The 19,260-nt window shown below is 52.8% G+C and carries 24 protein-coding genes and 2 pseudogenes; 22 read left to right on the top strand and 4 right to left on the bottom strand.

Going from position 1 to position 19,260, the window contains the following annotated elements; all coding sequences use genetic code 11:
- The 6 genes and pseudogenes from ACTHSL_RS02170 to ACTHSL_RS02145 form a co-directional block, all read left to right on the top strand.
- On the top strand, positions 1-373 hold a 373-nt coding region (locus tag ACTHSL_RS02170), incomplete at its 5' end, for a hypothetical protein (RefSeq protein WP_440380158.1).
- A complete protein-coding gene (locus ACTHSL_RS02165; RefSeq protein ID WP_440380157.1) occupies positions 370-1,389 on the top strand; it encodes a hypothetical protein in 1,020 nt (339 codons plus the stop codon). The genes ACTHSL_RS02170 and ACTHSL_RS02165, both read left to right, overlap by 4 nt.
- Positions 1,386-1,994 carry a hypothetical protein gene (locus ACTHSL_RS02160; protein WP_440380156.1) on the top strand — a complete coding sequence of 203 codons (609 nt, stop codon included), beginning with the start codon at positions 1,386-1,388 and terminating at the stop codon, positions 1,992-1,994. Before ACTHSL_RS02165 ends, ACTHSL_RS02160 begins: the two co-directional genes overlap by 4 nt.
- A gap of 349 nt (positions 1,995-2,343) precedes the next feature.
- Positions 2,344-2,634: a hypothetical protein gene (locus ACTHSL_RS02155; protein ID WP_440380155.1), complete on the top strand. Its 291-nt coding sequence runs from the start codon at positions 2,344-2,346 to the stop codon at positions 2,632-2,634.
- Between the two features lie 10 nt (positions 2,635-2,644).
- Entirely contained in the window at positions 2,645-3,208 is a 564-nt protein-coding gene (locus ACTHSL_RS02150; protein WP_440380154.1) for a hypothetical protein, read from the top strand.
- Positions 3,209-3,250: 42 nt separating this feature from the next.
- Positions 3,251-3,325, top strand: a pseudogene (locus tag ACTHSL_RS02145) (IS1595 family transposase); the annotation flags it as partial.
- Here the strand turns inward: ACTHSL_RS02145 and ACTHSL_RS02140 are convergent.
- Positions 3,298-3,363: pseudogene (locus tag ACTHSL_RS02140) on the bottom strand (IS1595 family transposase); the annotation flags it as partial. The pseudogenes ACTHSL_RS02145 and ACTHSL_RS02140 sit on opposite strands and share 28 nt — an antisense overlap.
- A 182-nt stretch (positions 3,364-3,545) precedes the next feature.
- Here ACTHSL_RS02140 and ACTHSL_RS02135 point away from each other — a divergent pair.
- The 5 genes from ACTHSL_RS02135 to ACTHSL_RS02115 all read left to right on the top strand — a co-directional run bounded on the left by ACTHSL_RS02135 (position 3,546) and on the right by ACTHSL_RS02115 (position 8,555).
- Entirely contained in the window at positions 3,546-5,081 is a 1,536-nt protein-coding gene (locus ACTHSL_RS02135; RefSeq protein WP_440380153.1) for a sodium-dependent transporter, read from the top strand.
- Positions 5,078-5,188: a methionine/alanine import family NSS transporter small subunit gene (locus ACTHSL_RS02130; protein ID WP_040665779.1), complete on the top strand. Its 111-nt coding sequence runs from the start codon at positions 5,078-5,080 to the stop codon at positions 5,186-5,188. The genes ACTHSL_RS02135 and ACTHSL_RS02130 overlap by 4 nt, the downstream gene beginning before the upstream one ends.
- Positions 5,189-5,416: 228 nt before the next feature.
- The gene (gene hslO / locus ACTHSL_RS02125) at positions 5,417-6,313 is read left to right on the top strand and encodes an Hsp33 family molecular chaperone HslO (protein WP_440380152.1); all 897 of its coding nucleotides are present in this window, start codon (positions 5,417-5,419) and stop codon (positions 6,311-6,313) included.
- A 236-nt stretch (positions 6,314-6,549) separates the two neighbouring features.
- Positions 6,550-6,870: a DUF485 domain-containing protein gene (locus tag ACTHSL_RS02120; protein ID WP_070454812.1), complete on the top strand. Its 321-nt coding sequence runs from the start codon at positions 6,550-6,552 to the stop codon at positions 6,868-6,870.
- A complete protein-coding gene (locus ACTHSL_RS02115; protein ID WP_440380151.1) occupies positions 6,867-8,555 on the top strand; it encodes a cation acetate symporter in 1,689 nt (562 codons plus the stop codon). Before ACTHSL_RS02120 ends, ACTHSL_RS02115 begins: the two co-directional genes overlap by 4 nt.
- A 72-nt stretch (positions 8,556-8,627) precedes the next feature.
- Here the strand turns inward: ACTHSL_RS02115 and uvrC are convergent, their stop codons facing one another.
- Positions 8,628-10,463 (bottom strand): excinuclease ABC subunit UvrC, encoded by a 1,836-nt coding sequence (gene uvrC / locus ACTHSL_RS02110; RefSeq protein ID WP_440380166.1) that lies wholly within the window; start codon positions 10,461-10,463, stop codon positions 8,628-8,630.
- Positions 10,464-10,605: 142 nt separating this feature from the next.
- Between uvrC and ACTHSL_RS02105 the strand changes: the two genes are divergently transcribed.
- The 10 genes from ACTHSL_RS02105 to nadE all read left to right on the top strand — a co-directional run bounded on the left by ACTHSL_RS02105 (position 10,606) and on the right by nadE (position 17,047).
- On the top strand, positions 10,606-11,316 hold the full coding sequence (locus ACTHSL_RS02105; protein WP_074895961.1) for an S-methyl-5'-thioinosine phosphorylase: 711 nt from the start codon (positions 10,606-10,608) through the stop codon (positions 11,314-11,316).
- Between the two features lie 87 nt (positions 11,317-11,403).
- Positions 11,404-12,261 (top strand): segregation and condensation protein A, encoded by an 858-nt coding sequence (locus tag ACTHSL_RS02100; protein WP_440380150.1) that lies wholly within the window; start codon positions 11,404-11,406, stop codon positions 12,259-12,261.
- Positions 12,262-12,281: 20 nt separating this feature from the next.
- Entirely contained in the window at positions 12,282-12,614 is a 333-nt protein-coding gene (locus ACTHSL_RS02095; protein WP_440380149.1) for a hypothetical protein, read from the top strand.
- A 204-nt stretch (positions 12,615-12,818) separates the two neighbouring features.
- Entirely contained in the window at positions 12,819-13,262 is a 444-nt protein-coding gene (locus ACTHSL_RS02090; RefSeq protein ID WP_003771689.1) for an HvfX family Cu-binding RiPP maturation protein, read from the top strand.
- A 108-nt stretch (positions 13,263-13,370) separates the two neighbouring features.
- Complete coding sequence (locus tag ACTHSL_RS02085; protein ID WP_049250249.1) at positions 13,371-13,688, top strand: HvfA family oxazolone/thioamide-modified RiPP metallophore; 318 nt, start codon at positions 13,371-13,373, stop codon at positions 13,686-13,688.
- Between the two features lie 116 nt (positions 13,689-13,804).
- Complete coding sequence (locus ACTHSL_RS02080) at positions 13,805-14,665, top strand: HvfB family MNIO-type RiPP peptide maturase (RefSeq protein WP_440380148.1); 861 nt, start codon at positions 13,805-13,807, stop codon at positions 14,663-14,665.
- Positions 14,646-15,401, top strand: coding sequence for an HvfC/BufC family peptide modification chaperone (locus ACTHSL_RS02075; RefSeq protein WP_440380147.1), 756 nt, complete (start codon positions 14,646-14,648; stop codon positions 15,399-15,401). Before ACTHSL_RS02080 ends, ACTHSL_RS02075 begins: the two co-directional genes overlap by 20 nt.
- Complete coding sequence (locus ACTHSL_RS02070) at positions 15,398-15,988, top strand: sigma-70 family RNA polymerase sigma factor (RefSeq protein WP_440380146.1); 591 nt, start codon at positions 15,398-15,400, stop codon at positions 15,986-15,988. The genes ACTHSL_RS02075 and ACTHSL_RS02070 overlap by 4 nt, the downstream gene beginning before the upstream one ends.
- A gap of 10 nt (positions 15,989-15,998) precedes the next feature.
- Positions 15,999-16,181 (top strand): zf-HC2 domain-containing protein, encoded by a 183-nt coding sequence (locus ACTHSL_RS02065; protein WP_107853769.1) that lies wholly within the window; start codon positions 15,999-16,001, stop codon positions 16,179-16,181.
- Positions 16,182-16,255: 74 nt separating this feature from the next.
- Positions 16,256-17,047 (top strand): NAD(+) synthase, encoded by a 792-nt coding sequence (nadE, locus tag ACTHSL_RS02060; protein WP_107992794.1) that lies wholly within the window; start codon positions 16,256-16,258, stop codon positions 17,045-17,047.
- Between the two features lie 137 nt (positions 17,048-17,184).
- Here the strand turns inward: nadE and ACTHSL_RS02055 are convergent, their stop codons facing one another.
- Positions 17,185-17,805, bottom strand: coding sequence for a CNP1-like family protein (locus ACTHSL_RS02055; RefSeq protein ID WP_107886005.1), 621 nt, complete (start codon positions 17,803-17,805; stop codon positions 17,185-17,187).
- 136 nt (positions 17,806-17,941) lie between these two features.
- On the opposite strand from ACTHSL_RS02055, the gene ACTHSL_RS02050 reads away from it, so the two are divergent.
- Complete coding sequence (locus tag ACTHSL_RS02050; protein ID WP_040665792.1) at positions 17,942-18,166, top strand: sulfurtransferase TusA family protein; 225 nt, start codon at positions 17,942-17,944, stop codon at positions 18,164-18,166.
- Positions 18,167-18,252: 86 nt separating this feature from the next.
- Here the strand turns inward: ACTHSL_RS02050 and ppsR are convergent, their stop codons facing one another.
- On the bottom strand, positions 18,253-19,071 hold the full coding sequence (gene ppsR / locus ACTHSL_RS02045; protein ID WP_003771664.1) for a posphoenolpyruvate synthetase regulatory kinase/phosphorylase PpsR: 819 nt from the start codon (positions 19,069-19,071) through the stop codon (positions 18,253-18,255).
- Positions 19,072-19,260 lie beyond the last annotated feature (189 nt).

Here is a 19,260-nt window from a genome sequence, read left to right as displayed (position 1 = left end):
CTGTTGCTTCTTTGGATTAGGTTTTCGTATTTCATTTGGAAATTGTAAATCTTCAGGATACTTTCGCAAGAGGTCTAGTGTGTCTAAATTGTTACCGCTATTACCTTCGAATCAAAAAGAAAAAAAAATGACAAGTATTCAAATCAAACGTAGGGGAACACAGAAAATATCAGGCATTGCTTTGGACTATAAATTGAAAGATGCTAATGATAAAACTCTCTTTTCATCTACGACGCAAAATGAAAGCGGATTGGGTAATGATTATGATAGAAGTGAGTTTGATGGAGGTAGCTATCTGCTCATTGGAAAAGAAAGTGATAACTGGCAGATGTTTGTGTATGAAGAAGATGAAGCTAAGGAGGATTTAAAATGAGCAAATCAAAATTATTGATAGTCTTCAAAGACTCTCTGGCAGGTACGCCTGAAAAATTACGCTATCGCGTATATATTAATAGTGTACAGATAGGGGAAGGAGTGGTGATACAAAATAGAGATATTGCTTCTTATCAAATTACATGGCACGAAAATCGACTGGTTATTGATGCGGGAAGAGCCATTGTACCTAAGCAACCTTTTGATTATGTTGAAGTTAAGGTAGTAGCTGCAAATGGGTCGGAAAAAGTTATAGGCCGGCATAACCATTTGAGACCAACAAATACGACTGTGGCTTTGGTCTCTCCCTGGGTAAGAGTCCCCTTAGCCGGAGGAGGAACGTTTGAGGGGGATTTTTTTGAAGTTGAGTATAATATTAGACATCAAAATAAAAATTTATTTGCAAAGGTAGTTATTAAAGATATTCCGAGGAAAATTGTATTAACAGCATTGAAATATAGAGGAAGCAAAAAATGGGAGTACGACACTGAAAAGACTTCAACGAGAAGAGTAAAGAGAACAGTTTGGACAAATGATTCACGCGCAGGCTTATTTATGGGCAAACCTACGGCTAAAGAAATAATAGTAACTGAAAAGTTTAAATATCCTAATCCTTCAAATAAATGCAGTACATTCGTTTATGATGTACTACAAGAGGTTGGTATTAATATCCCATGGCTGCCTCATGGTTGGATACCTAATGATTCTCCTCCTTTGGCAAGAGAATGGGGAGATGATAAATTGACATTTCTAAATAATGATTGGTTGCTTTTAAGAAATAAACCATTACCTGGTGATATTGGTTCATTTGATGTTAGAAGAGATTATGGTAGAAAATGGGAGGATGCTTCTGGTCATGTAGGTTTTATTTTGACAGACGGGGTATGCATTTCTGCCGGGCATAATAAAGTAGAGGTCAATGATGCAGGATTTAGAATGAAAAATGGAACAGCTTCACGAAATGATTTTGATTTTAAAACTTTTCGTAGGTATAAACATAAGGTAATTAAAAGATGAAAAAAATATTTTTATTTATTACCTTGTTTTTATTGCTGCCATTATTAACTTTTTTAATTTATACGGAGATTCCTTATAGTGGGTGTTTAAATTACAAGCCAGCTAAAGATTCGGCATTTCTACGAGTCATTGATGAATTGTCTGAGGAAAATACAAGAGAATATTTATTAAAACGTAATCTTGTTGGTGGATATACATGGAAAGATTTTGAATATAGTCCTTACGATTTTACTGCTGATGACCGATTAGATTTTATTTATAAGGATCAAGATAAATATATATGCGATGCGGCACACGTACTGCTATCCCAAGATTATGATCAATCCCAAAAGGCATATACAATCTTATTGATGCAACATATTTCGATTAGAGAGCATTTATACTTAGCAAAAATTGCGAATCAATCATATGGTCAAAAGATACTGACAGATAAAGAAGCATTAATTAATTTGTTTTACTCACCAGACTTACATGGGACAGGAACAAACGCTAAATACCGATGGCTACCGGCATGGAGAAGGGAATTCGGAAAATATGCTGAAAAAATGCTGACCGGAGAGCAATTAGAAATTATAAATAAAAGATTATTTTTTAGTGAATGGTAGAAACCTTGGGTTAGCGTTTAATAGTCATAAAGGCCGTCTGAAAACTACTTTCAGGTGGCCTTCCCTTCATATGCTCATTATCCTACAACCCATTACCCGTCCCTCGATACGCCGCCTACTATCTGACCGACGACGATAAAACCCGCATCGGCTATTGCGACAGTGGCGACCACCTCAGCTGGGACACTATCAGCTGGGTGTGCAAACAGAAACTGCCGCCGGGAACCGACAAGGAAGCCTTGCGTCAAGCTAGGCTGTCGGACAAGAAGGATGCTTCGGGCAAAAAACGGCACGGTCAAAATCGTGCTGGGCACAGGACGCTATGAATTTGCCCTCAAAGATAGACTGGATGCAGATCATCGCTATCGGTGCGGTCGTGGTTCTGGTTATTGCCATCGGCGTGGCGGTCACGTTTTTTACCGCCGGGGCGGGTACCGCGCCGTACGCCGCTTCGGTTCAGGCTTTTTTGACTTCTACAGGAGGAAAACCTATTCAGAATTGGTCATCTAACATAAATGAACGGAAAAATGATGAATATAAATTTTTAGATATTTATGCAAGGCATAGGGAGACTTATGGAAAGCAACCGATGACTGATTCAAAAAGTCGCTATAATCATTTAAAAGAAATATTGAAATGAAGGATATGCTATGAAGAAAATTATTTTAATATTCTTTTTTTATAGTAGTTTTGTTATGGCAGAAAAAAATATTTTTCCTGTTCATGATGTACAGAATTTGTTAGGTTATGGGCAGCTAGAGTTTTTAAAGCCAAACAAAAAAAATATTTTTATGCGATATACTATGAAAAGTAAAGGAATAAAAACATATTCCTTACAAGATGGCTGTTATCAAAAAGATAAAGTAGATAATTGTGTATCTGAAGTTGTTTATCTGGAATCTTCACCTGATGGTAGTTATTCAATACTTATGCATATAGAAGGGGGTATGGTAGAGGATTTAGAAGAAAATTCATCTCATTATCATGAAACTAATAATATTCTGATTTTAAACCATAAAAGTGGATGTTTGGTTATGGCGCCTTCTAAATACTATGTTAATTGGAAGGGGAGGAATACTTTAAGTGATGGTGATGTGGATATTAATTTAGATAAATATTTTAGAAAAATACCTATATTTTATAGAAATAATAAATTGGTTGCGGAGGATTATTATGGTGTGGCTAATGTAAACAGTTGCCGTAAATCTCAATAAATCTCTTACAAAAGTATTTTGGGCTGTACTAAATTAGCAGATATGTTACCCTCAAAATATGAAGATAACACACTGCAAATTAAAGAAAAAAGTACAAAAAATTCAAGTAGTTTCTTTTGAACTCTCTTGTTTAATTTACAATTATTTATCTGCATTTTTTCATGCCTAGCATAACTGCTAATCTACGTCAGCTCCAAAATTAATTTCTACTCGCAAAACTTTACACAAACCAGTATGATGGCGTTTTATATCGGTCGGAAACCCGTTTCCGACGCTTTTTTGTATTCATCGCCGCGGTCCGTTCGGGCTGCGGCCATCACATCAAGGAGGTGCATTCGTGTCTGAACAACAACAATCGCAGCGCGAAACTTTTTCCAGCCGGAAAGCCTTTATGTTTGCCGCCATCGGTTCGGCGGTGGGCTTGGGCAATATCTGGCGTTTTCCCTATGTCGCTTATGACAACGGCGGCGGCGCGTTCATTATTCCCTATCTGATTGCGCTGATTACGGCGGGTATCCCGCTGCTGCTGCTCGATTACGCCATCGGCCACCGTTATCGCGGTTCGCCCCCGTTGGCGTTTCGACACGTTTCCAAATATTTCGAGCCGTTCGGCTGGTGGAACGTGCTGACCAACGTCGTCATTTGTACCTATTACGCCGTGATTCTCGGCTGGGCGGTCAGCTATACCTTCTATTCGGTTACCGGAACATGGGGCGCGCAGCCCGAAAGTTTCTTTTTCGGCGAATACCTGAAAATGGCGAAAGACCCCGGTTTGGGTTTGGATTTTGTCGGCAGCGTGTTGTGGCCGCTGATCGGTGTGTGGCTGTTTACCATCTTCATCCTGGCCGCAGGCGTGCAGAAAGGCGTGGCGCGTGCGTCTACCTTCTTTATGCCGCTTTTGGTGGTGATGTTCGTTTTGATGGTCGGCATTTCGCTCACGCTGCCGGGCGCGACCAAAGGCTTGGACGCGCTGTTTACGCCCAATTGGTCTAAGCTGACCGAACCAGGCGTGTGGGTGGCGGCTTACGGCCAGATTTTCTTCTCGCTTTCCATCTGTTTCGGCATCATGATTACCTATTCGTCGTATCTGAAACCCAAATCCGATTTGGGCAGCACCGGTTTGGTGGTCGGCTTTGCCAACAGCAGTTTCGAAGTATTGGCCGGTATCGGCGTGTTTGCAGCATTGGGCTTTATGGCCGCCTCGCAGGGTAAGGAAGTCAGCGATGTTGCCTCTTCCGGCATCGGCTTGGCCTTTATCGCCTTCCCGACCATCATCAATCAGGTGCAGGCTCCCTTGGGCTCGATTATCGGCGTACTGTTTTTCGGTTCGCTGGTGTTCGCCGGCATTACTTCCCTGATTTCCGTGGTGGAAGTGATTGTGGCCGCCGTGCAGGACAAATGGAAAGTGGCGCGCGTGCCGGCTACATTGGCCGTGTGCATTCCGATGGCGGTGATTTCCACCCTGCTGTTCGGTACGACCACAGGCCTGCCCGTGTTGGACGTGTTGGACAAATTCATCAACGTTTACGGCATCGTGGCCGCCGGTTTCATGTATGTGCTGGCTTTGGTGGTGTGGGAAAAACTGCCGCTGCTGCGCAAACACGTCAATTCCGTTTCCTCTTTCAAAATCGGCATTGTCTGGAACTTCTTCATCCTCACTACGCTTAATGTGTTGGGCTACATGCTGTTCCTCGATACCCGCGACCTATTGGCGAAAAACTACGGCGGTTATCCCGATTGGTTCCTGAATATTTTGGGCTGGGGTATGGCCGGCGGCCTCATCGTATTGTCCGTCATCCTGACCTTCCTGCCGTGGCACCGCAGCGCGGCCACTATTGCCCCGATTGACAACAATAAAGGAGACTTGGAATGAGCACAAATGCCATTATTATGATGATGATTTCCCTGGTAGTGATTTGGGGCGGATTCGTCGTTTCCATCCTGCGTCTGCCGAAAGAGCAGAAAGGGCAGGAGGAATAAAGATACAGGCCGTCTGAAAAGACGACGGCTCGGATGGAAATATACAACCGCCGCCATTCCCGCGCAGTCGGGAATCCGGACTTCGATTTTTCAGAAGTGGAAGGGAATTGCCGTTATGCCCAACCTCCGGATTCCTGCTTGCGGGAGAATGGCGGTGGCTGTGTTTTAAAGTTTCCGCTTTGCCGTAAAAACATCCTGCACGAACCGCCGAGATTGAAAAGGACAAAAATGAATCCGAACAACCAAGACTTACGCACCCGCTTTATTTTCGACGACATGCCCGTCCGCGGCCTGCATGTCCGGCTGGAGGAAGTGTGGCGGCACATTGTCGGCCGCAAACAATATCCCGCCGCCATCCGCCGCGCGTTGGGCGAATTGCTGGCCGCAGGCGCACTGCTGTCGAGCAACCTGAAACTTGAAGGCACATTGATTGTGCAGGTTCAGGGGCAAGGCCGTCTGAAAATGCTGGTGGTGGAAGCCACTTCCAACCAAACCTGCCGCGCCACCGCGCGTTGGGACGAAACCGCGCAAATAGGCGGCAACGAAACCCTGCGCGACCTCTTGGGCGAAAACGGCGTATTCGTCATTACCGTCCAGCCGCAGGACGGCGAGCCGTGGCAGGGCGTGGTACCGCTGGAAGGCGGCAGCATCGCCGAAATGCTGACCCACTACATGCTGCGTTCCGAACAGCTGGAAACCCACATCACGCTGGCCGCCGACGGCGACACCGCATCCGGCTTGCTGTTACAGCGTCTGCCGGAAGAAACCTTGGACGAAGAGGCATGGGCGCACGTTACCGCGCTGGCCGATACTGTAACGGCGGAGGAGTTGCTGAAATTAGATGCGCAACACCTGCTGTACCGCCTGTTCCACGAAACCCCGCCGCGCGTTTTCGAACCGGAAACGCTGGAATTCGCCTGCACCTGCTCGCGCGGCAAAGTCAGCGACATGCTGCTGATGCTGGGCGGTGAGGAAGTCGGTTCGATTGTGGCGGAAGAGGGCAGCATTTCGGTGGATTGCGATTTCTGCAACGAAAAATACGTATTCGACGAAACGGACGTGAACGCGCTGTTCGATGCGGACGTGGTGAATGCCGTGCGCGAAGAGCAACACCGTTTGCAGTAATAGCAAACACATGACAACAGAGGCCGTCTGAAAACTTTTCAGACGGCCTCTATTCTTTGCGGAAATACCTGCTTTGATAAGGCGGCACGAAGCGGCGGGCACACGCCGGCCACGCCGGCCATCAGGCAGGCTGATGACGTCCATCCGAAAATAAAATTAGCCAAAATGTCCGCCGGGATTTTAAATCGCGCCATACCGGTTTGCCGGCTGAACACAAAGTAAGAGGAGATTGAAAAATGGATAAGCAGACGACGTCTAAAGTGCTGTCGCATCCCAAGTTCCAAACCATGGCCAAACAGAAATCGATTTTGGGCTGGACGTTTTCCGCCGTGATGTTTGTGGTCTATACGCTGTTTGTCGCCTATCTCGGCATCGATCCACAGGCGTTTGCCACGCCCGTGTCCGAGGGCGGGATAACAACTTGGGGGATTTATATCGGCCTGGCCGTGATTATATTTGCGGTGGCGATTACCGGCATTTATGTTTATGTTGCCAACGGCCGTTTTGAAGAAACCACCCGCGAAGTGGTGCGCGAAGTAACGGAGGGGAAAAAATGAAAAAGATGAATAAATTTTATTTTGCCTTTGCAGCCTGCTTGGCCGCCAACGCAGCATGGGCGGCAGACGCTATTTCCGGCGAGGTGCAACAGCGTCCGCTGAATGTTCCAGCAGTGGTGATGTTTTTTATTTTTGTTGGCGCCACGCTGTTTATCACCAAGTGGGCGGCAAAGAAAAACAAATCGTCCAAGGATTTTTACACGGCCGGTGGCGGAATTTCGGGGTTTCAAAACGGTTTGGCGATTGCGGGCGACTTTATGTCGGCAGCGTCTTTCCTCGGTATTTCTGCCATGGTGTTCACGCGCGGGTATGACGGTTTGATTTATTCCACCGGCTTTTTGGTCGGTTGGCCGCTGGTGTTGTTCTTGGTGGCCGAACGGCTGCGGAATTTAGGCAAGTTTACCTTTTCCGACGTGGTGGCCTACCGTTTGCAGCAAACGCCGGTTCGCCTCTTGGCCGCTTCCGGTTCGATTCTGGTGGTGATGCTGTACCTGATTGCGCAAATTGTCGGTGCAGGCAAACTGATTCAGTTGCTATTCGGCATGAATTATCTGTCGGCCGTGGTCATTGTCGGTGTTTTGATGGTGGCGTATGTGTTGTTCGGCGGAATGTTGGCGACCACTTGGGTACAGATGATTAAAGCGGTACTGTTGTTGTCGGGTGCGAGTTTTATGGCTTTCGTGATTTTAAAAGCATCGGGTTTCAGCATGGAGCAGATGTTTGCCAAAGCGGTGTCCATTCATGAAAAAGGCAGCAAAATTTTGGAGCCGGGCGGTTTGGTGAAAGACCCGATTGATGCGTTGTCGCTCGGATTGGCTTTAATGTTCGGTACGGCCGGCCTGCCGCACATCCTGATGAGGTTCTTTACCGTGCCGGATGCGAAGGAAGCGCGTAAATCGGTGTTTGTCGCCACAGGCTTTATCGGTTACTTCTACATCCTGACTTTTATTATCGGTTTCGGCGCCATTATTTTTGTGACCAAGGACAATCCGAATTTCTTTGCGGAAATGGTGAAAGACGGCAAAACCGTTTATGAAATGATAGGCGGCAGCAATATGGCGGCGGTGCATTTATCCGAAGCCTTGGGCGGCAATATGTTCTTAGGCTTTATTTCGGCGGTGGCATTCGCAACCATTTTGGCCGTGGTGGCGGGTTTGACCCTGTCGGGAGCTTCGGCGGTGAGCCATGACATCTATGCGTCGGTAATCCGCAAAGGAAAGGCCACTTCCCATGAGGAAATGCGGGTTTCACGCGCTACCGTGCTGATTTTGGGTGTTTTGTCGATTATTTTCGGCTTGATTTTTGAAAATCAAAACGTTGCCTTCATGGTCGGCTTGGCTTTTGCCGTGGCAGCTTCGGCCAATTTCCCGATTTTGGCACTGTCGATGTTTTGGAAAGGATTGACCACGCGCGGCGCGGTTGTCGGCGGATATACCGGCCTACTGTTGTCGCTGGTGATGATTATTTTGGGGCCGAGTGTGTGGGTTAGCGTGTTTCATTTTGAATCACCCATCTTCCCCTACGGTTCGCCCGCCATTTTCAGCATCCCCGCTGCCTTTATTGCGGCTTGGCTGGCTTCAATAACTGACAAATCTGCCCGTGCCGAAGAAGACAAGGCCGGTTATGAAGAGCAGTATGTCCGTTCGATGACCGGTATTGGAGCGGAAAAGGCTTCCGACCATTGATGATGTTGTGCAAAGGCCGTCTGAAAACCGAGGTTTCGGGTTTTCAGACGGCCTTTTTTGTACGGCAGCCGTTTAATGCAGATGCTCGTAAATGGTTTCCGCCAATGCCTTGCTGATGCCTTCGACTTGTTCCAAATCTTCTTTGCTGGCGGCAACGACGCCGCGCAGGCCGCCAAAGCGGGTGAGCAGGGCCTGGCGGCGTTTGCTGCCTACGCCGGGGATGTCGCTGAGGGAAGAGGTAACGCGGGCTTTGTCGCGTTTTTTGCGGTGGCCGGTGATGGCGAAGCGGTGTGATTCGTCGCGCACGGTTTGCAGGAGGTGCAGGGCGGGGCTGTTAGGCGGCAGGCGGAAGGTCTCGCCGGTGAACGGGAGGATGAGTTCTTCCATGCCGGCTTTGCGTTCGGGGCCTTTGGCGATGCCGACCAAGGGGATGTGCAGCCCGAGTTCTTCCCATACGGATACGGCGATGCCGATTTGTCCTTTGCCGCCGTCAATCAATACGACATCGGGCCATTTAACGGTCTCGCCGTTGGCTTCGGCTTCCTGCATTTTGCCGTAGCGACGGGTGAGGACTTCGCGCATGGCGGCGTAGTCGTCTCCGGGTTTGGCGGTGGTGATGTTGTAGCGGCGGTATTGCGAGGGTTGGATGTTTTGTTCGTCGTACACGACGCAGGAGGCGATGGTGGCTTCGCCTTGGGTGTGGCTGATGTCGAAACATTCGAGTCGGTTGAGGTCGTCTGAATTCATGTTCAGGATTTTTGCCAACTCGTCGATGCGGTGTTGCTGGCTGCTTTGTTGCAGGCGGCGTTGGGCAATCGCCATCTGTGCGTTTTGTTCCGCCATTTTCAGCCAGACTTTGCGTTCGCCTATGGTTTTGGTTACGAACTGCATTTGTTTGCCATGTTCGCCCTCTAAAGCTTCTTTCAAGGCGTCGGGGACGGGGAAGTTGCTGATGATGATGTCGGGTTTGCTTTTGCCCAGATAGTGTTGGGCAACGAAGGCTTCGGCGTAATCTTGTCCGTTTGGTTCGGGGTCGTTTTTGGTGTCGGGGAAAAAGCTTTTGTCGCCGACGTGCCGCCCGCCGCGTATGCTGACCCAGTGTACGCAGACGAGGCCGTCTGAAACGGCAAGGGCGAGCAGATCGATGTCGTTGGGGTTGTTGGGGTTTTTGCTGTCGATGAACTGGTTGCTCTGCATGACGCCGAGCGCTTGGATTTGGTCGCGGTAGCGGGCGGCTTCTTCAAATTGCAGGTTGGCGGCGGCAGTCTGCATTTTGTGTTGCAGGGTGCGGGTCAGTTCGTCGGTTTTACCGTTGAGGAAGGTGGCGGCTTGACGCACGCTGTCGCGGTAGTCTTCTTCGCTGATGTGTCCGACGCAGGGCGCGGTGCAGCGTTTGATTTGGTACAGCAGGCAGGGGCGGTCGCGGTGTTCGAACACGCTGTCTTCGCAGGTGCGCAGCATGAAGACTTTTTGCAGGACTTGTATGCTGTCGCGCACGGCGTTGCTGTTGGGATAGGGGCCGAAGTATTGGTTGGGCTTTTTCAGCGTGCCGCGGTAATACGCCATCTGCGGATATTGATGTCCACTCAGCATTAAATATGGATAGCTTTTGTCGTCGCGGAAAAGGATATTGTATTTGGGCGACAGGGCTTTGATGAAGTTGTTTTCGAGAATCAGGGCTTCGGCTTCGGAGCGGGTGATGGTGGTTTCGATGTGGTGAACCTGTTTCACCATCAAGGCGATGCGCGGGGAATGGTCGTTTTTTTGGAAATAACCGGACACGCGCCGCTTGAGGTTGACTGCTTTGCCGACGTATAAGACGTTGCCGCCTTCGTCGAAAAAACGGTACACGCCGGGCAGGTTGGGCAGGTTTTTGAGGAAGAGGGGGATGTCGAAGTCCGTGGTCATGGAGTGGGTGGTGTTGGTATAGTTTTTCAGACGGCCTGAATTATAGCAGGCCGTCTGAAAAGGAAACCTACGGCAGATGAAAACAAACAGTTCGGACAGCCTGCTATAATGCCGCCCTTTTACCTGCCGGAGCAATAAAGACATGTTTGCCGTTATCGGAGGCAGCGGCCTGACCCGCATTCCCGAACTCGAAATCACCGGACGCAGAATCGTCCGCACGCCATACGGCCTGCCCAGTGCGCCGCTGCTCACCGGCAGGAGCGGCGGCCGCGAGCTGGTGTTTTTGGCGCGGCACGGCCTGAACCACACGCTTGCGCCGCACGAAATCAATTACCGCGCCAATATTTGGGCGTTGAAGTCGTTGGACGTTGTCGGAATTATCGCGGTATCGGCGGTTACGTCGTTAAATAGCGATTGGCGGTCGGGCTCGCTGGTTTTGCCCGACGATTTGATTGATTACACCAGTGCCCGTTCCGCCACCTTCTTTGAAAACGACAACTGCGGCGTGGTCCATACCGACTTTACCGAACCTTACGATGCGGCCTTGCGCCAAACCCTGCTCGAACACGCCGCCGCGCGCGAGACCGTGCTGCTGCCGCAGGCGGTATACGGCTGCCTGCAGGGGCCGCGCACGCCGACCCGCGCCGAAATGCGGCGTTTGCGTCGGGACGGCGTAGACATATTCGGCATGACCGGCATGCCCGAAGCGGTATTGGCGCGCGAAGTCGGCCTGCCCTATGCCCACCTGTGCGGCATCGTCGCCCATGCCGATGACGGTGCGGCGGCGGACGAACGCAGCCGGAAATCCTATGATGCCATCGAACAAATCCGCCGCCTGCTGGCAGATTGGTAAACGGGAGCCGGAAATGGAAGGATACCCTTTGTCGTCCGCAAAGGCCGTTTCAGCGGGGCGGAATACATCGTTTCAAGCTATTAAACCATGAATCACGCCACGTCTTTTTCCACTCCGCCCGCACAGAATGCACAGGCCATTGCCTGGGTATTCGGCCGGCCCGTAACCGACCTGCCGCAGGATTTGTTTATCCCGCCGGACGCGCTGAAAGTCGTCTTGGGCAGTTTCCAAGGGCCGTTGGACTTGCTGCTCTACCTCATCCGCAAGCAGAATATCGACGTGCTGGATATTCCGATGATTAAAATCACCGAGCAATACCTGCACTACATCGCCCAAATCGAGGCGCAGCAATTTGATTTGGCGGCGGAATACCTGCTGATGGCGGCGGTGCTGATTGAAATCAAATCGCGGCTGCTGCTGCCGCGCACCGCCGAAACGGAAGACGGGGAAGAGGCCGACCCGCGTGCGGAACTGGTGCGCCGCCTTCTGGCCTACGAACAAATGAAACTGGCGGCGCAGAGCTTGGACGCACTGCCTCGCGCCGGACGGGATTTTGCCTGGGCGTACCTGCCGCTGGAAATCGCCGCCGAAGTCCGCCTGCCCGAAGTCGTCCTGTCAGACCTGACGCAGGCCTGGCTGGCCATCCTCTCCAGAGCCAAACACAACAAAAGCCATGAGGTCATACAGGAGGCCGTGTCCGTCCGCGCGCAAATGAGCGGCATCCTGCGCCGCCTGCAAACCGCGCCCTGCCGTTTTTCCGAACTGTTCCGTCCGTCGCAAGGCCCGGCCTATGTGGTCGTTACCTTTATCGCGCTTTTGGAATTGGCGAAAGAAGGGCTGGTCAGAATCGTTCAGCCGGAGAATTACGCCGAAATCGAAATCAGCCTGAACGACGCGCCGAACGAAGAAACCGCGCCCGATGCCGCAGCGGCACAGGCGGAATAAACCGACAAGGAAACCCGAAAATGGATACACTGCCGTTTCAAAACGAAATTGCCGCCCGGATGCTGGTCAATACCGAAGGCGAAACCATACATCCCGACGCCCGCTTTTTTCAGACGGCCAACGGCTATTGGGCAGCCTGGTACGAAGGCACGGCGGCAGTCCTGCCGCCAGATGCCGCACCCGGGGAACCCTGTTTTTGGGTGGAGGGCGCGCACGACATCGACGAACTGGCAGCCATGTTGGAAAACGGCGAATTCGACGATATGGAAACCTTCGACGGCGAAGAGGAAGAATGGCATGAGGCAGGGCATACCTGCGGTTGCGGCTGCGCGCACGGGCATGAAGCCGATTGAGTGGGCCGGCAGGCTGTTTTCAGACGGCCTGCAAGCAGGAACCGCCCGTTTGCCGTGAAACGGCGGCGAAGGGATGATTTACCGAGTTTATTTCATTTCCGTTCATCGGCTTATGGGAAAACCAAAAAATTTTTCCCCTTTATTTGTAAGAAACGGCCGCCCTCGCCGTCTAAGCGTGCATCAAGACATCGGAGGAAGTTTCTTATGGATAAAACGCTCGGCCTTTGCCGCTCGACGGAAGATTGCGGCAAAGGCATTTCAATGTTGGCGTTGCGGCTGTTTGCCGCCTACGAATTCGGCGAGGCAGGCTTGGCCAAATGGCGCGGCGAAAACTGGTTTGCCGATATACGGGATGCGTTTCCGTTTCCCTTCGACCTGCTGCCGGCGGGTTTGAGCTGGAATCTGGCGATGGGGGCGGAATTGGTCGTACCCGTTTTGCTGGTGTTGGGCCTGCTGACGCGCCTGGGTGCGCTGGCATTGATGATACTGACCGCTGTGGCCTGGTATGCGGTGCACGCGGGCAACGGCTACAATGTTTGCGACAACGGCTATAAAATGGCCTTTATTTACCTGCTGCTACTGTTGCCCCTGCTGTTGCAGGGCGCGGGAAAGTATTCGCTGGATTACCTGCTTTTCCGCAAAAAATAGCTTTCAGGCCGTCTGAAAGACGGAAATTTTGCTTTCAGACGGCCTTTTACAGCCTGCCGGACTGTTTCCGGTATATTCATTCGTTTTTTAACACTCAGGAGTAAACATATGAAAACCACTTCTTCTTTGGCCGCCCTGGCCGGTGCATTGGCATTGATGGGCACACAGGCTGCCGCCGCTGCCGACCAAAACGCAAAACCCGCACAAACCGTTCCGGCCAAAGCGGCAGCGAAAAAAGCAGCTGAAGGCGCATGCGGCGAAGGCAAATGCGGCGCGGCCAAACCCGCTGCAAAAGGCAAAGCCGCCGAAGCCAAATGCGGTGCCGCCAAAAGCAAAGCGGCCGAAGGCAAATGCGCGGCCGCCAAAAAAGCCGCCCCTAAAGCGGCCGAAGGCGCATGCGGCGAAGGCAAATGCGGCAGCCACTAATCCGGCCGCATAAATAAACCGAGGCCGTCTGAAAAGGCACAATCCGTTTTGACAACGTTAAAACGCGCTTTCAGACGGCCTTCCTTACAGGAACATCCGATTTCGAAAGGAACGATATGGCAACCACACTTCAAGGCGCGGGCTTGGGCTACAAGCGCGCGATGGCGGAGGATTTCCTGCACCTCGACCCCGCAGGCAGCCCCATCCGCTTTATCGAAGTCGCACCGGAAAACTGGATGCGTATGGGCGGCGCGGCGCGCAGGCAGTTCGACCAAGTGGCGGAACGCTTCCCCGTCGCCTGCCACGGCTTGTCGCTTTCCTTGGGCGGACAAGACCCGCTGCGGGTGGATTTCCTGAAACAAATTAAAGATTTTATCGCCCGCTACCGCATCGGCTTTTTTTCCGAGCATCTGAGCTATTGCGGCGACAACGGTTTTGTATACGACCTTTTGCCGCTGCCGTTTACCTGGGAATCCGTGCGCCACACCGCCGCGCGTATCCGCCGCGTGCAGGAAATATTGGAAATGCGGATTGCGGTGGAAAACACCTCCTATTACGCCCACAGCCCGCTGGCTGAAATGAGCGAAGTGGAATTCCTCAACGCCGTCGCACGGGAAGCCGACTGCGACATCCACCTCGACGTGAACAACATCTACGTCAATGCCTTCAACCACAACTTGTTGGCCGCGCACGACTTCATCGACCAAGTGGATGCGGGGCGCGTTACCTATATGCACATGGCCGGGCACGACCGGGAAGGGGACGACCTGCTGATTGACACCCACGGGCAGGCCGTTTGCGGCGACGTATGGGAACTCTTCGCCTACACCTGCTGCCGCCTGCCGCACAGCGTGCCGACCCTGCTCGAACGCGACAACAACCTGCCGCCGTTTGCCGAACTCGAAGCGGAAGTGGCGCGCATCACCCGAATCCAACAACAAACGGAACAGGAGCGTCATGAAAACCATGCAGCCTGACAACGGAAGCGGCCGCAGCGCGGCCTTTCAGACGGCCTTGGCCGACTATGCGCGCGGCGCGGCGCAAGCCCCCGAAGGCGTGGACATCGGACGGCTCGGCGTCTACCGCCGCCTGCTGCTGAACAACCTAAACAGTTTCATCGACTTATGCTTCAGTGCTTCCGGCAGTTTCGCCGAAGCCGGCCTGTGGCAGAACCTGCAACGGCGTTTCCTGCTCGAAGCCCGCCCGCAGTCGCCGTTTTTCAACGACATCCCCAAACAGTTTCTCGACTACGTCCGCAGCAGGCCGGAAAACGAAAGGCCGTCTGAAAACATCCTGCACATGATGGCTTTCGAAACCGACCTCCTGCACGCCGAAACCGTCATCCAGCCCGAAGCCGCCCCGCAATGGGACGAAAACACTGAATTGCGCTGGGCCGAAGGCGCGCGGCTGAAACACTATCCCTGCGACTTCGTCTCTTCCGGCCTCGAACGCATAGACGGTGCGGCCGCCGACGTGCTCACCTGGCGCGACAACGCGGGCAAAGTATATTACACCGCCCTCGACGGAGCCGACCTGTTACTGCTGAACTACTTCCAAGAAGCGGGCGCAGACACGCTGTCGGGCATCTCGGCGCAACTGGCCGCGCTTTCAGACGGCCTCGACGCTTCAGATTGGCTGGAAGAGACCGTCCGAAGCTGGGTGGAAGCAGGCGTGCTGCTGCCCGCGCCTGCCGGGCGGAATCGGGATTTATGACCACGCCCGGACAAGACACCTACGGCCGCTTGCTTGCCGCCCTGCGCCCCGGCCTCCTGCGGTTCGCACTCATCCAACTGCGCGACCAGGCGCAGGCGGAAGACATCGTGCAGGAAACCCTTGCCGCCGCTTGGGGCAAGCTCGGCCAATTCCGCGAAGAAGCCGATTTGAAAACCTGGGTAACGGCTATTCTCAAAAACAAAATCGCCGACCATTTCCGCAGTGGCAGGCGCACCGCCGTCAGCCTCGACAGCCTGCGCGAAGAAAACGAAGCCGCTGACCAAGCCTGGCACACCTGCTTCGATGCCGGCGGCCACTGGCTCGAAACCGCCGCCCCCGCCGCCTGGCGGCCGCCGGAAGACTATGCCGAACAGCAGGATTTTTTCCGCACGCTGGAAAACTGCCTCGGCGGCCTGCCGGAAGACACCGCCCGCATCTTCTACCTGCGCGAAATCATGGGCATGGAAGTAGAAGAAATCTGCGGCCGCTTCGGCATCGGGCGGGACAACTGCTACGTCATCCTGCACCGGGCCCGCAACAGCCTGCGCCGCTGTCTGCAACTGCGTTGGTTCGACATCGGCGCGTAAGGAGGAAAACATGTTCAAATGCCGCGAAGCCTGCAAACTGCTGTCCGAAGCGCAAGACAGGAAACTGACCCTGCGCGAACGCGTCCTGCTCAACTTCCACCTGGCCGTCTGCCCACCTTGCCGCCGCTACCGCAAACAGCTTGCCTTTCTGCGTGAAAACCTGAAAAAATGGCTGTCCGACAAATATTCCTAAATCCCGTTTATCTGTTTTCAGACGGCCTCTGCATCGAAAAGGCCGTCTGAAACAAACATCAGAAAGAGAAAATCATGCAAACACAAGCCGTTATCGAACACATCGTCCGCTGGCTGCACGACTATGCCGGCCAGGCGCGCGTTAAAGGCTTTATCGTCGGCATTTCCGGCGGCATCGATTCCGCCGTCGTTTCCGCATTGGCCGCCCGAACAGGCCTCGACGTGCTGCTGTTGGAAATGCCCATCCGCCAGCAGGCCGAACAAATCGACCGCGCGCAGCAGCACATTGCCGATTTGCAAAGCCGTTTTGCCAACGTCCGCAGCCTGCGCGTCGACCTCACCCCCGCCTTCAACTGCTTTGCCGACACGGTGGACGTAAACGAATCCGAATATCCGGCCAAGCAGCTCGCGCTGGCCAACAGCCGCGCCCGCCTGCGTATGCTGACCCTGTATTACTACGGCCAAATCAATGGCCTTCTGGTTACGGGGACGGGCAACAAAATCGAAGATTTCGGCGTGGGTTTCTTTACTAAATACGGCGACGGCGGCGTGGACATCAGCCCGATTGCCGACCTCACCAAAACTCAGGTTTACCGTTTGGCCGAAAGTCTGAACATTATCGAGGCGATACGGAAAGCCGTCCCCACCGACGGCCTGTGGGACACTGAGCGCACCGACGAACAGCAAATGGGCGCGAGTTATCCCGAATTGGAATGGGCGATGGACATCCCAGCCGACAAGCAGCCCGAAGATTTCGAAGGGCGGCAGCGCGAAGTGCTGGCGATTTACCGCCGTCTGAACCGTGCCGCGCAGCACAAAATCCAACCGATTCCGGTCTGCAACGTGCCGAAGGAGTGGTTGGCATAGGGCATGGCGGCAGTGAAACGGATTGACCCGAAAGACGGTGCCGTTATCCGCTATACATGCTTTGAGGCCGTCTGAAAAACAGTTTTCAGACGGCCTCAATGTTTGTCGGTTTTGTTTGCTTAAAAACCGGACGGTTTTTATTTTTTGGTTTCACGGTCGCTTCGGCGGCCGTCGGCTTCATATTTGCCGCCGCGTATGTTCAGCCGCTCCAGCAGTGCGCCGTCTCCGGACGGTATGCCGTCCACGCACCAGACATCGTGGAGTACGGCGCGTACGGCGGCATTGCTGGTGGCTGCGCCGCCCAATTCCTGCCATTGCGGATTGCGTGCCTTGATCCAGCGTTTGTTTACGGGATCGCCGTAGGCATAAATTTTGTAAGAGTGTTTTTTGCCTTGTTGGCTGGAGAACGAGCCGGGCGCGCAATACAGTGCCTCGCTGCTGATGTTGTCAATGCCTTTTCCCGAACGGAGGTTGAGGACGTAGCGTACGGTGCCGTCTTCGGCCGCATGGATGCTGTCGGGGGAAATCAGGAGGTGTTTGTCGAAGGTGGGGGAAACGTAGAGTTCGAACCATTTTGTGCCTTCGGCAGGGAAGGGGGGCAGGGCTTCTTCCGCTTCGGTGAAGGTGCGGCGTTTGATGTCGGCCTCGGTTTCCACATAGCGGGAGCTGTTTTCGTTGTCTTTCAGGCTGAACCTTTCCGCTTGGGCAAAGGGGGCGGCAAGCAGGAGGGCGAATAGGGCGGCGTATTTTCTCGGCATGTCATTTCCTTGTGTGGGAGGTTGTGCGGCGGATTCTAGCACCAACGGCGGGTCGGCAGACAAGTTTTGCCGTACCGTGGGGCGGTATGCCGACGAAAGGCGTATAATCCGCCGCTTTTGATTTGAGGCGATGAAAATGAGCGAACATTATCTCGATGTAACCGGGCTGAAATGCCCGCTGCCGATTTTGAGGGCGAAAAAGGCTTTGGCCGCTTTGGCCTGCGGCGACGTTTTGACGGTCGATGCCACGGATGCGGGCGCGCCGGACGATTTTGCCGCTTTCTGCCGCCAAACCGGTCATGTGCTGCTGGCTTCGGAGGAGCGGGAAGGTGTGTTCAGGCTGGTTCTCCGCCATAAATAGGCTGCAATAGGCTGCGGCGGATAAAGGTTCAGGCCGTCTGAAAACCGGAACAACGGTGTTTCAGACGGCCTGAACCGTGTGCGCGTTTAGAAACGCCGTTTCAGCCCGCAGGCCTGCATGATGCTGGCGGCGAGTTCTTCCACCGATTTGTGCGTGGTATTGGTGAACGGGATGTCGAAGCGGCGGAACATGGCCTGCGCGTCGGCCACTTCCTGTTTGCAGGTGGAGATGCTGGCGTAGTTCGAATTCGGGCGGCGTTCTTCACGGATGTCGGCCAGTCGTTCGGGCTTGATGGTGAGGCCGTAGATTTTATTGCGGTACTGTTTCACCATCGGCGGCAGGTCGGGTTTGTCGAGGTCGTCGGGCGTGAGCGGGTAGTTGGCGGCGCGGATGCCGTATTGCAGGGCGAGATACAGGCAGGTCGGGGTTTTGCCGCTGCGCGATACGCCCATCAGGATTACGTCGGCATCTTTCAGGTCTTTGTCGCTGACGCCGTCGTCATGGTTGAGGGTAAAGTTTACCGCTTCCATGCGGGCATCGTAGCGGGCGGTGTCGGAGATGCCGTGATTGCGTCCGACTTCGTTGCGGGCCTTGGTGCCCAGTTCTTTTTCCAATATGCCGAGGAAGGCATCGAAAAAACTCAGGTGCAGGCCCGGGCTGTTGCGGATGATGTCGCGGATTTCTTCGTTGATGATGCTGGAAAAAACCAAAGGCCGCATGGCGGTCTGATTGGCGGCGGTTTCAATGATTTTTACCATCGCGCGGGCTTTGTCCGGCGTATCGACGAAGGGGTAGGTGGAGCGTTTGAATTTCACTTCCTGAAATTGGTCGAGCAAGGCTTCGCCCATGCTCTCGGAAGTCAGGCCGGTGCGGTCGGAAATAAAAAAGGCGTGTCTGCGCGACATAATGATGCGGCTCTCTTTCGCTGTCTGGTTTGGAAAACAGGCGCGGATGATAGCAAGATGCCGTCTGAAATTGAAGTGAGGGACGGATGTTACATGGCGCTACATGAAATTTTGGTCAAATATAATTTAGCTATTAAATTTCTTTTTATTTTCTTTATTGGCATAAAATTTCTTTGTTGTGCGTAAAAT

Source organism: Neisseria sp. P0008.S010 (assembly GCF_051962715.1).
In the GTDB taxonomy this organism is placed as follows: domain Bacteria; phylum Pseudomonadota; class Gammaproteobacteria; order Burkholderiales; family Neisseriaceae; genus Neisseria; species Neisseria elongata.
The sequence above is the reverse complement of the archived record's forward strand: the minus strand, read 5'-3'. Positions and strand labels throughout refer to the sequence as shown.

Bases quoted from the DNA above. Each gene is read 5' to 3' on its own strand.
- ACTHSL_RS02165 (WP_440380157.1), top strand. From the start codon at position 370: ATGAGCAAATCAAAATTATTGATAGTCTTCAAAGACTCTCTGGCAGGT.
- ACTHSL_RS02160 (WP_440380156.1), top strand. From the start codon at position 1,386: ATGAAAAAAATATTTTTATTTATTACCTTGTTTTTATTGCTGCCATTA.
- ACTHSL_RS02155 (WP_440380155.1), top strand. From the start codon at position 2,344: ATGCAGATCATCGCTATCGGTGCGGTCGTGGTTCTGGTTATTGCCATC.
- ACTHSL_RS02150 (WP_440380154.1), top strand. From the start codon at position 2,645: ATGAAGAAAATTATTTTAATATTCTTTTTTTATAGTAGTTTTGTTATG.
- ACTHSL_RS02130 (WP_040665779.1), top strand. From the start codon at position 5,078: ATGAGCACAAATGCCATTATTATGATGATGATTTCCCTGGTAGTGATT.
- hslO (WP_440380152.1), top strand. From the start codon at position 5,417: ATGAATCCGAACAACCAAGACTTACGCACCCGCTTTATTTTCGACGAC.
- ACTHSL_RS02120 (WP_070454812.1), top strand. From the start codon at position 6,550: ATGGATAAGCAGACGACGTCTAAAGTGCTGTCGCATCCCAAGTTCCAA.
- ACTHSL_RS02115 (WP_440380151.1), top strand. From the start codon at position 6,867: ATGAAAAAGATGAATAAATTTTATTTTGCCTTTGCAGCCTGCTTGGCC.
- uvrC (WP_440380166.1), bottom strand. From the start codon at position 10,463: ATGACCACGGACTTCGACATCCCCCTCTTCCTCAAAAACCTGCCCAAC.
- ACTHSL_RS02105 (WP_074895961.1), top strand. From the start codon at position 10,606: ATGTTTGCCGTTATCGGAGGCAGCGGCCTGACCCGCATTCCCGAACTC.
- ACTHSL_RS02100 (WP_440380150.1), top strand. From the start codon at position 11,404: ATGAATCACGCCACGTCTTTTTCCACTCCGCCCGCACAGAATGCACAG.
- ACTHSL_RS02095 (WP_440380149.1), top strand. From the start codon at position 12,282: ATGGATACACTGCCGTTTCAAAACGAAATTGCCGCCCGGATGCTGGTC.
- ACTHSL_RS02090 (WP_003771689.1), top strand. From the start codon at position 12,819: ATGGATAAAACGCTCGGCCTTTGCCGCTCGACGGAAGATTGCGGCAAA.
- ACTHSL_RS02085 (WP_049250249.1), top strand. From the start codon at position 13,371: ATGAAAACCACTTCTTCTTTGGCCGCCCTGGCCGGTGCATTGGCATTG.
- ACTHSL_RS02080 (WP_440380148.1), top strand. From the start codon at position 13,805: ATGGCAACCACACTTCAAGGCGCGGGCTTGGGCTACAAGCGCGCGATG.
- ACTHSL_RS02075 (WP_440380147.1), top strand. From the start codon at position 14,646: ATGAAAACCATGCAGCCTGACAACGGAAGCGGCCGCAGCGCGGCCTTT.
- ACTHSL_RS02070 (WP_440380146.1), top strand. From the start codon at position 15,398: ATGACCACGCCCGGACAAGACACCTACGGCCGCTTGCTTGCCGCCCTG.
- ACTHSL_RS02065 (WP_107853769.1), top strand. From the start codon at position 15,999: ATGTTCAAATGCCGCGAAGCCTGCAAACTGCTGTCCGAAGCGCAAGAC.
- nadE (WP_107992794.1), top strand. From the start codon at position 16,256: ATGCAAACACAAGCCGTTATCGAACACATCGTCCGCTGGCTGCACGAC.
- ACTHSL_RS02055 (WP_107886005.1), bottom strand. From the start codon at position 17,805: ATGCCGAGAAAATACGCCGCCCTATTCGCCCTCCTGCTTGCCGCCCCC.
- ACTHSL_RS02050 (WP_040665792.1), top strand. From the start codon at position 17,942: ATGAGCGAACATTATCTCGATGTAACCGGGCTGAAATGCCCGCTGCCG.
- ppsR (WP_003771664.1), bottom strand. From the start codon at position 19,071: ATGTCGCGCAGACACGCCTTTTTTATTTCCGACCGCACCGGCCTGACT.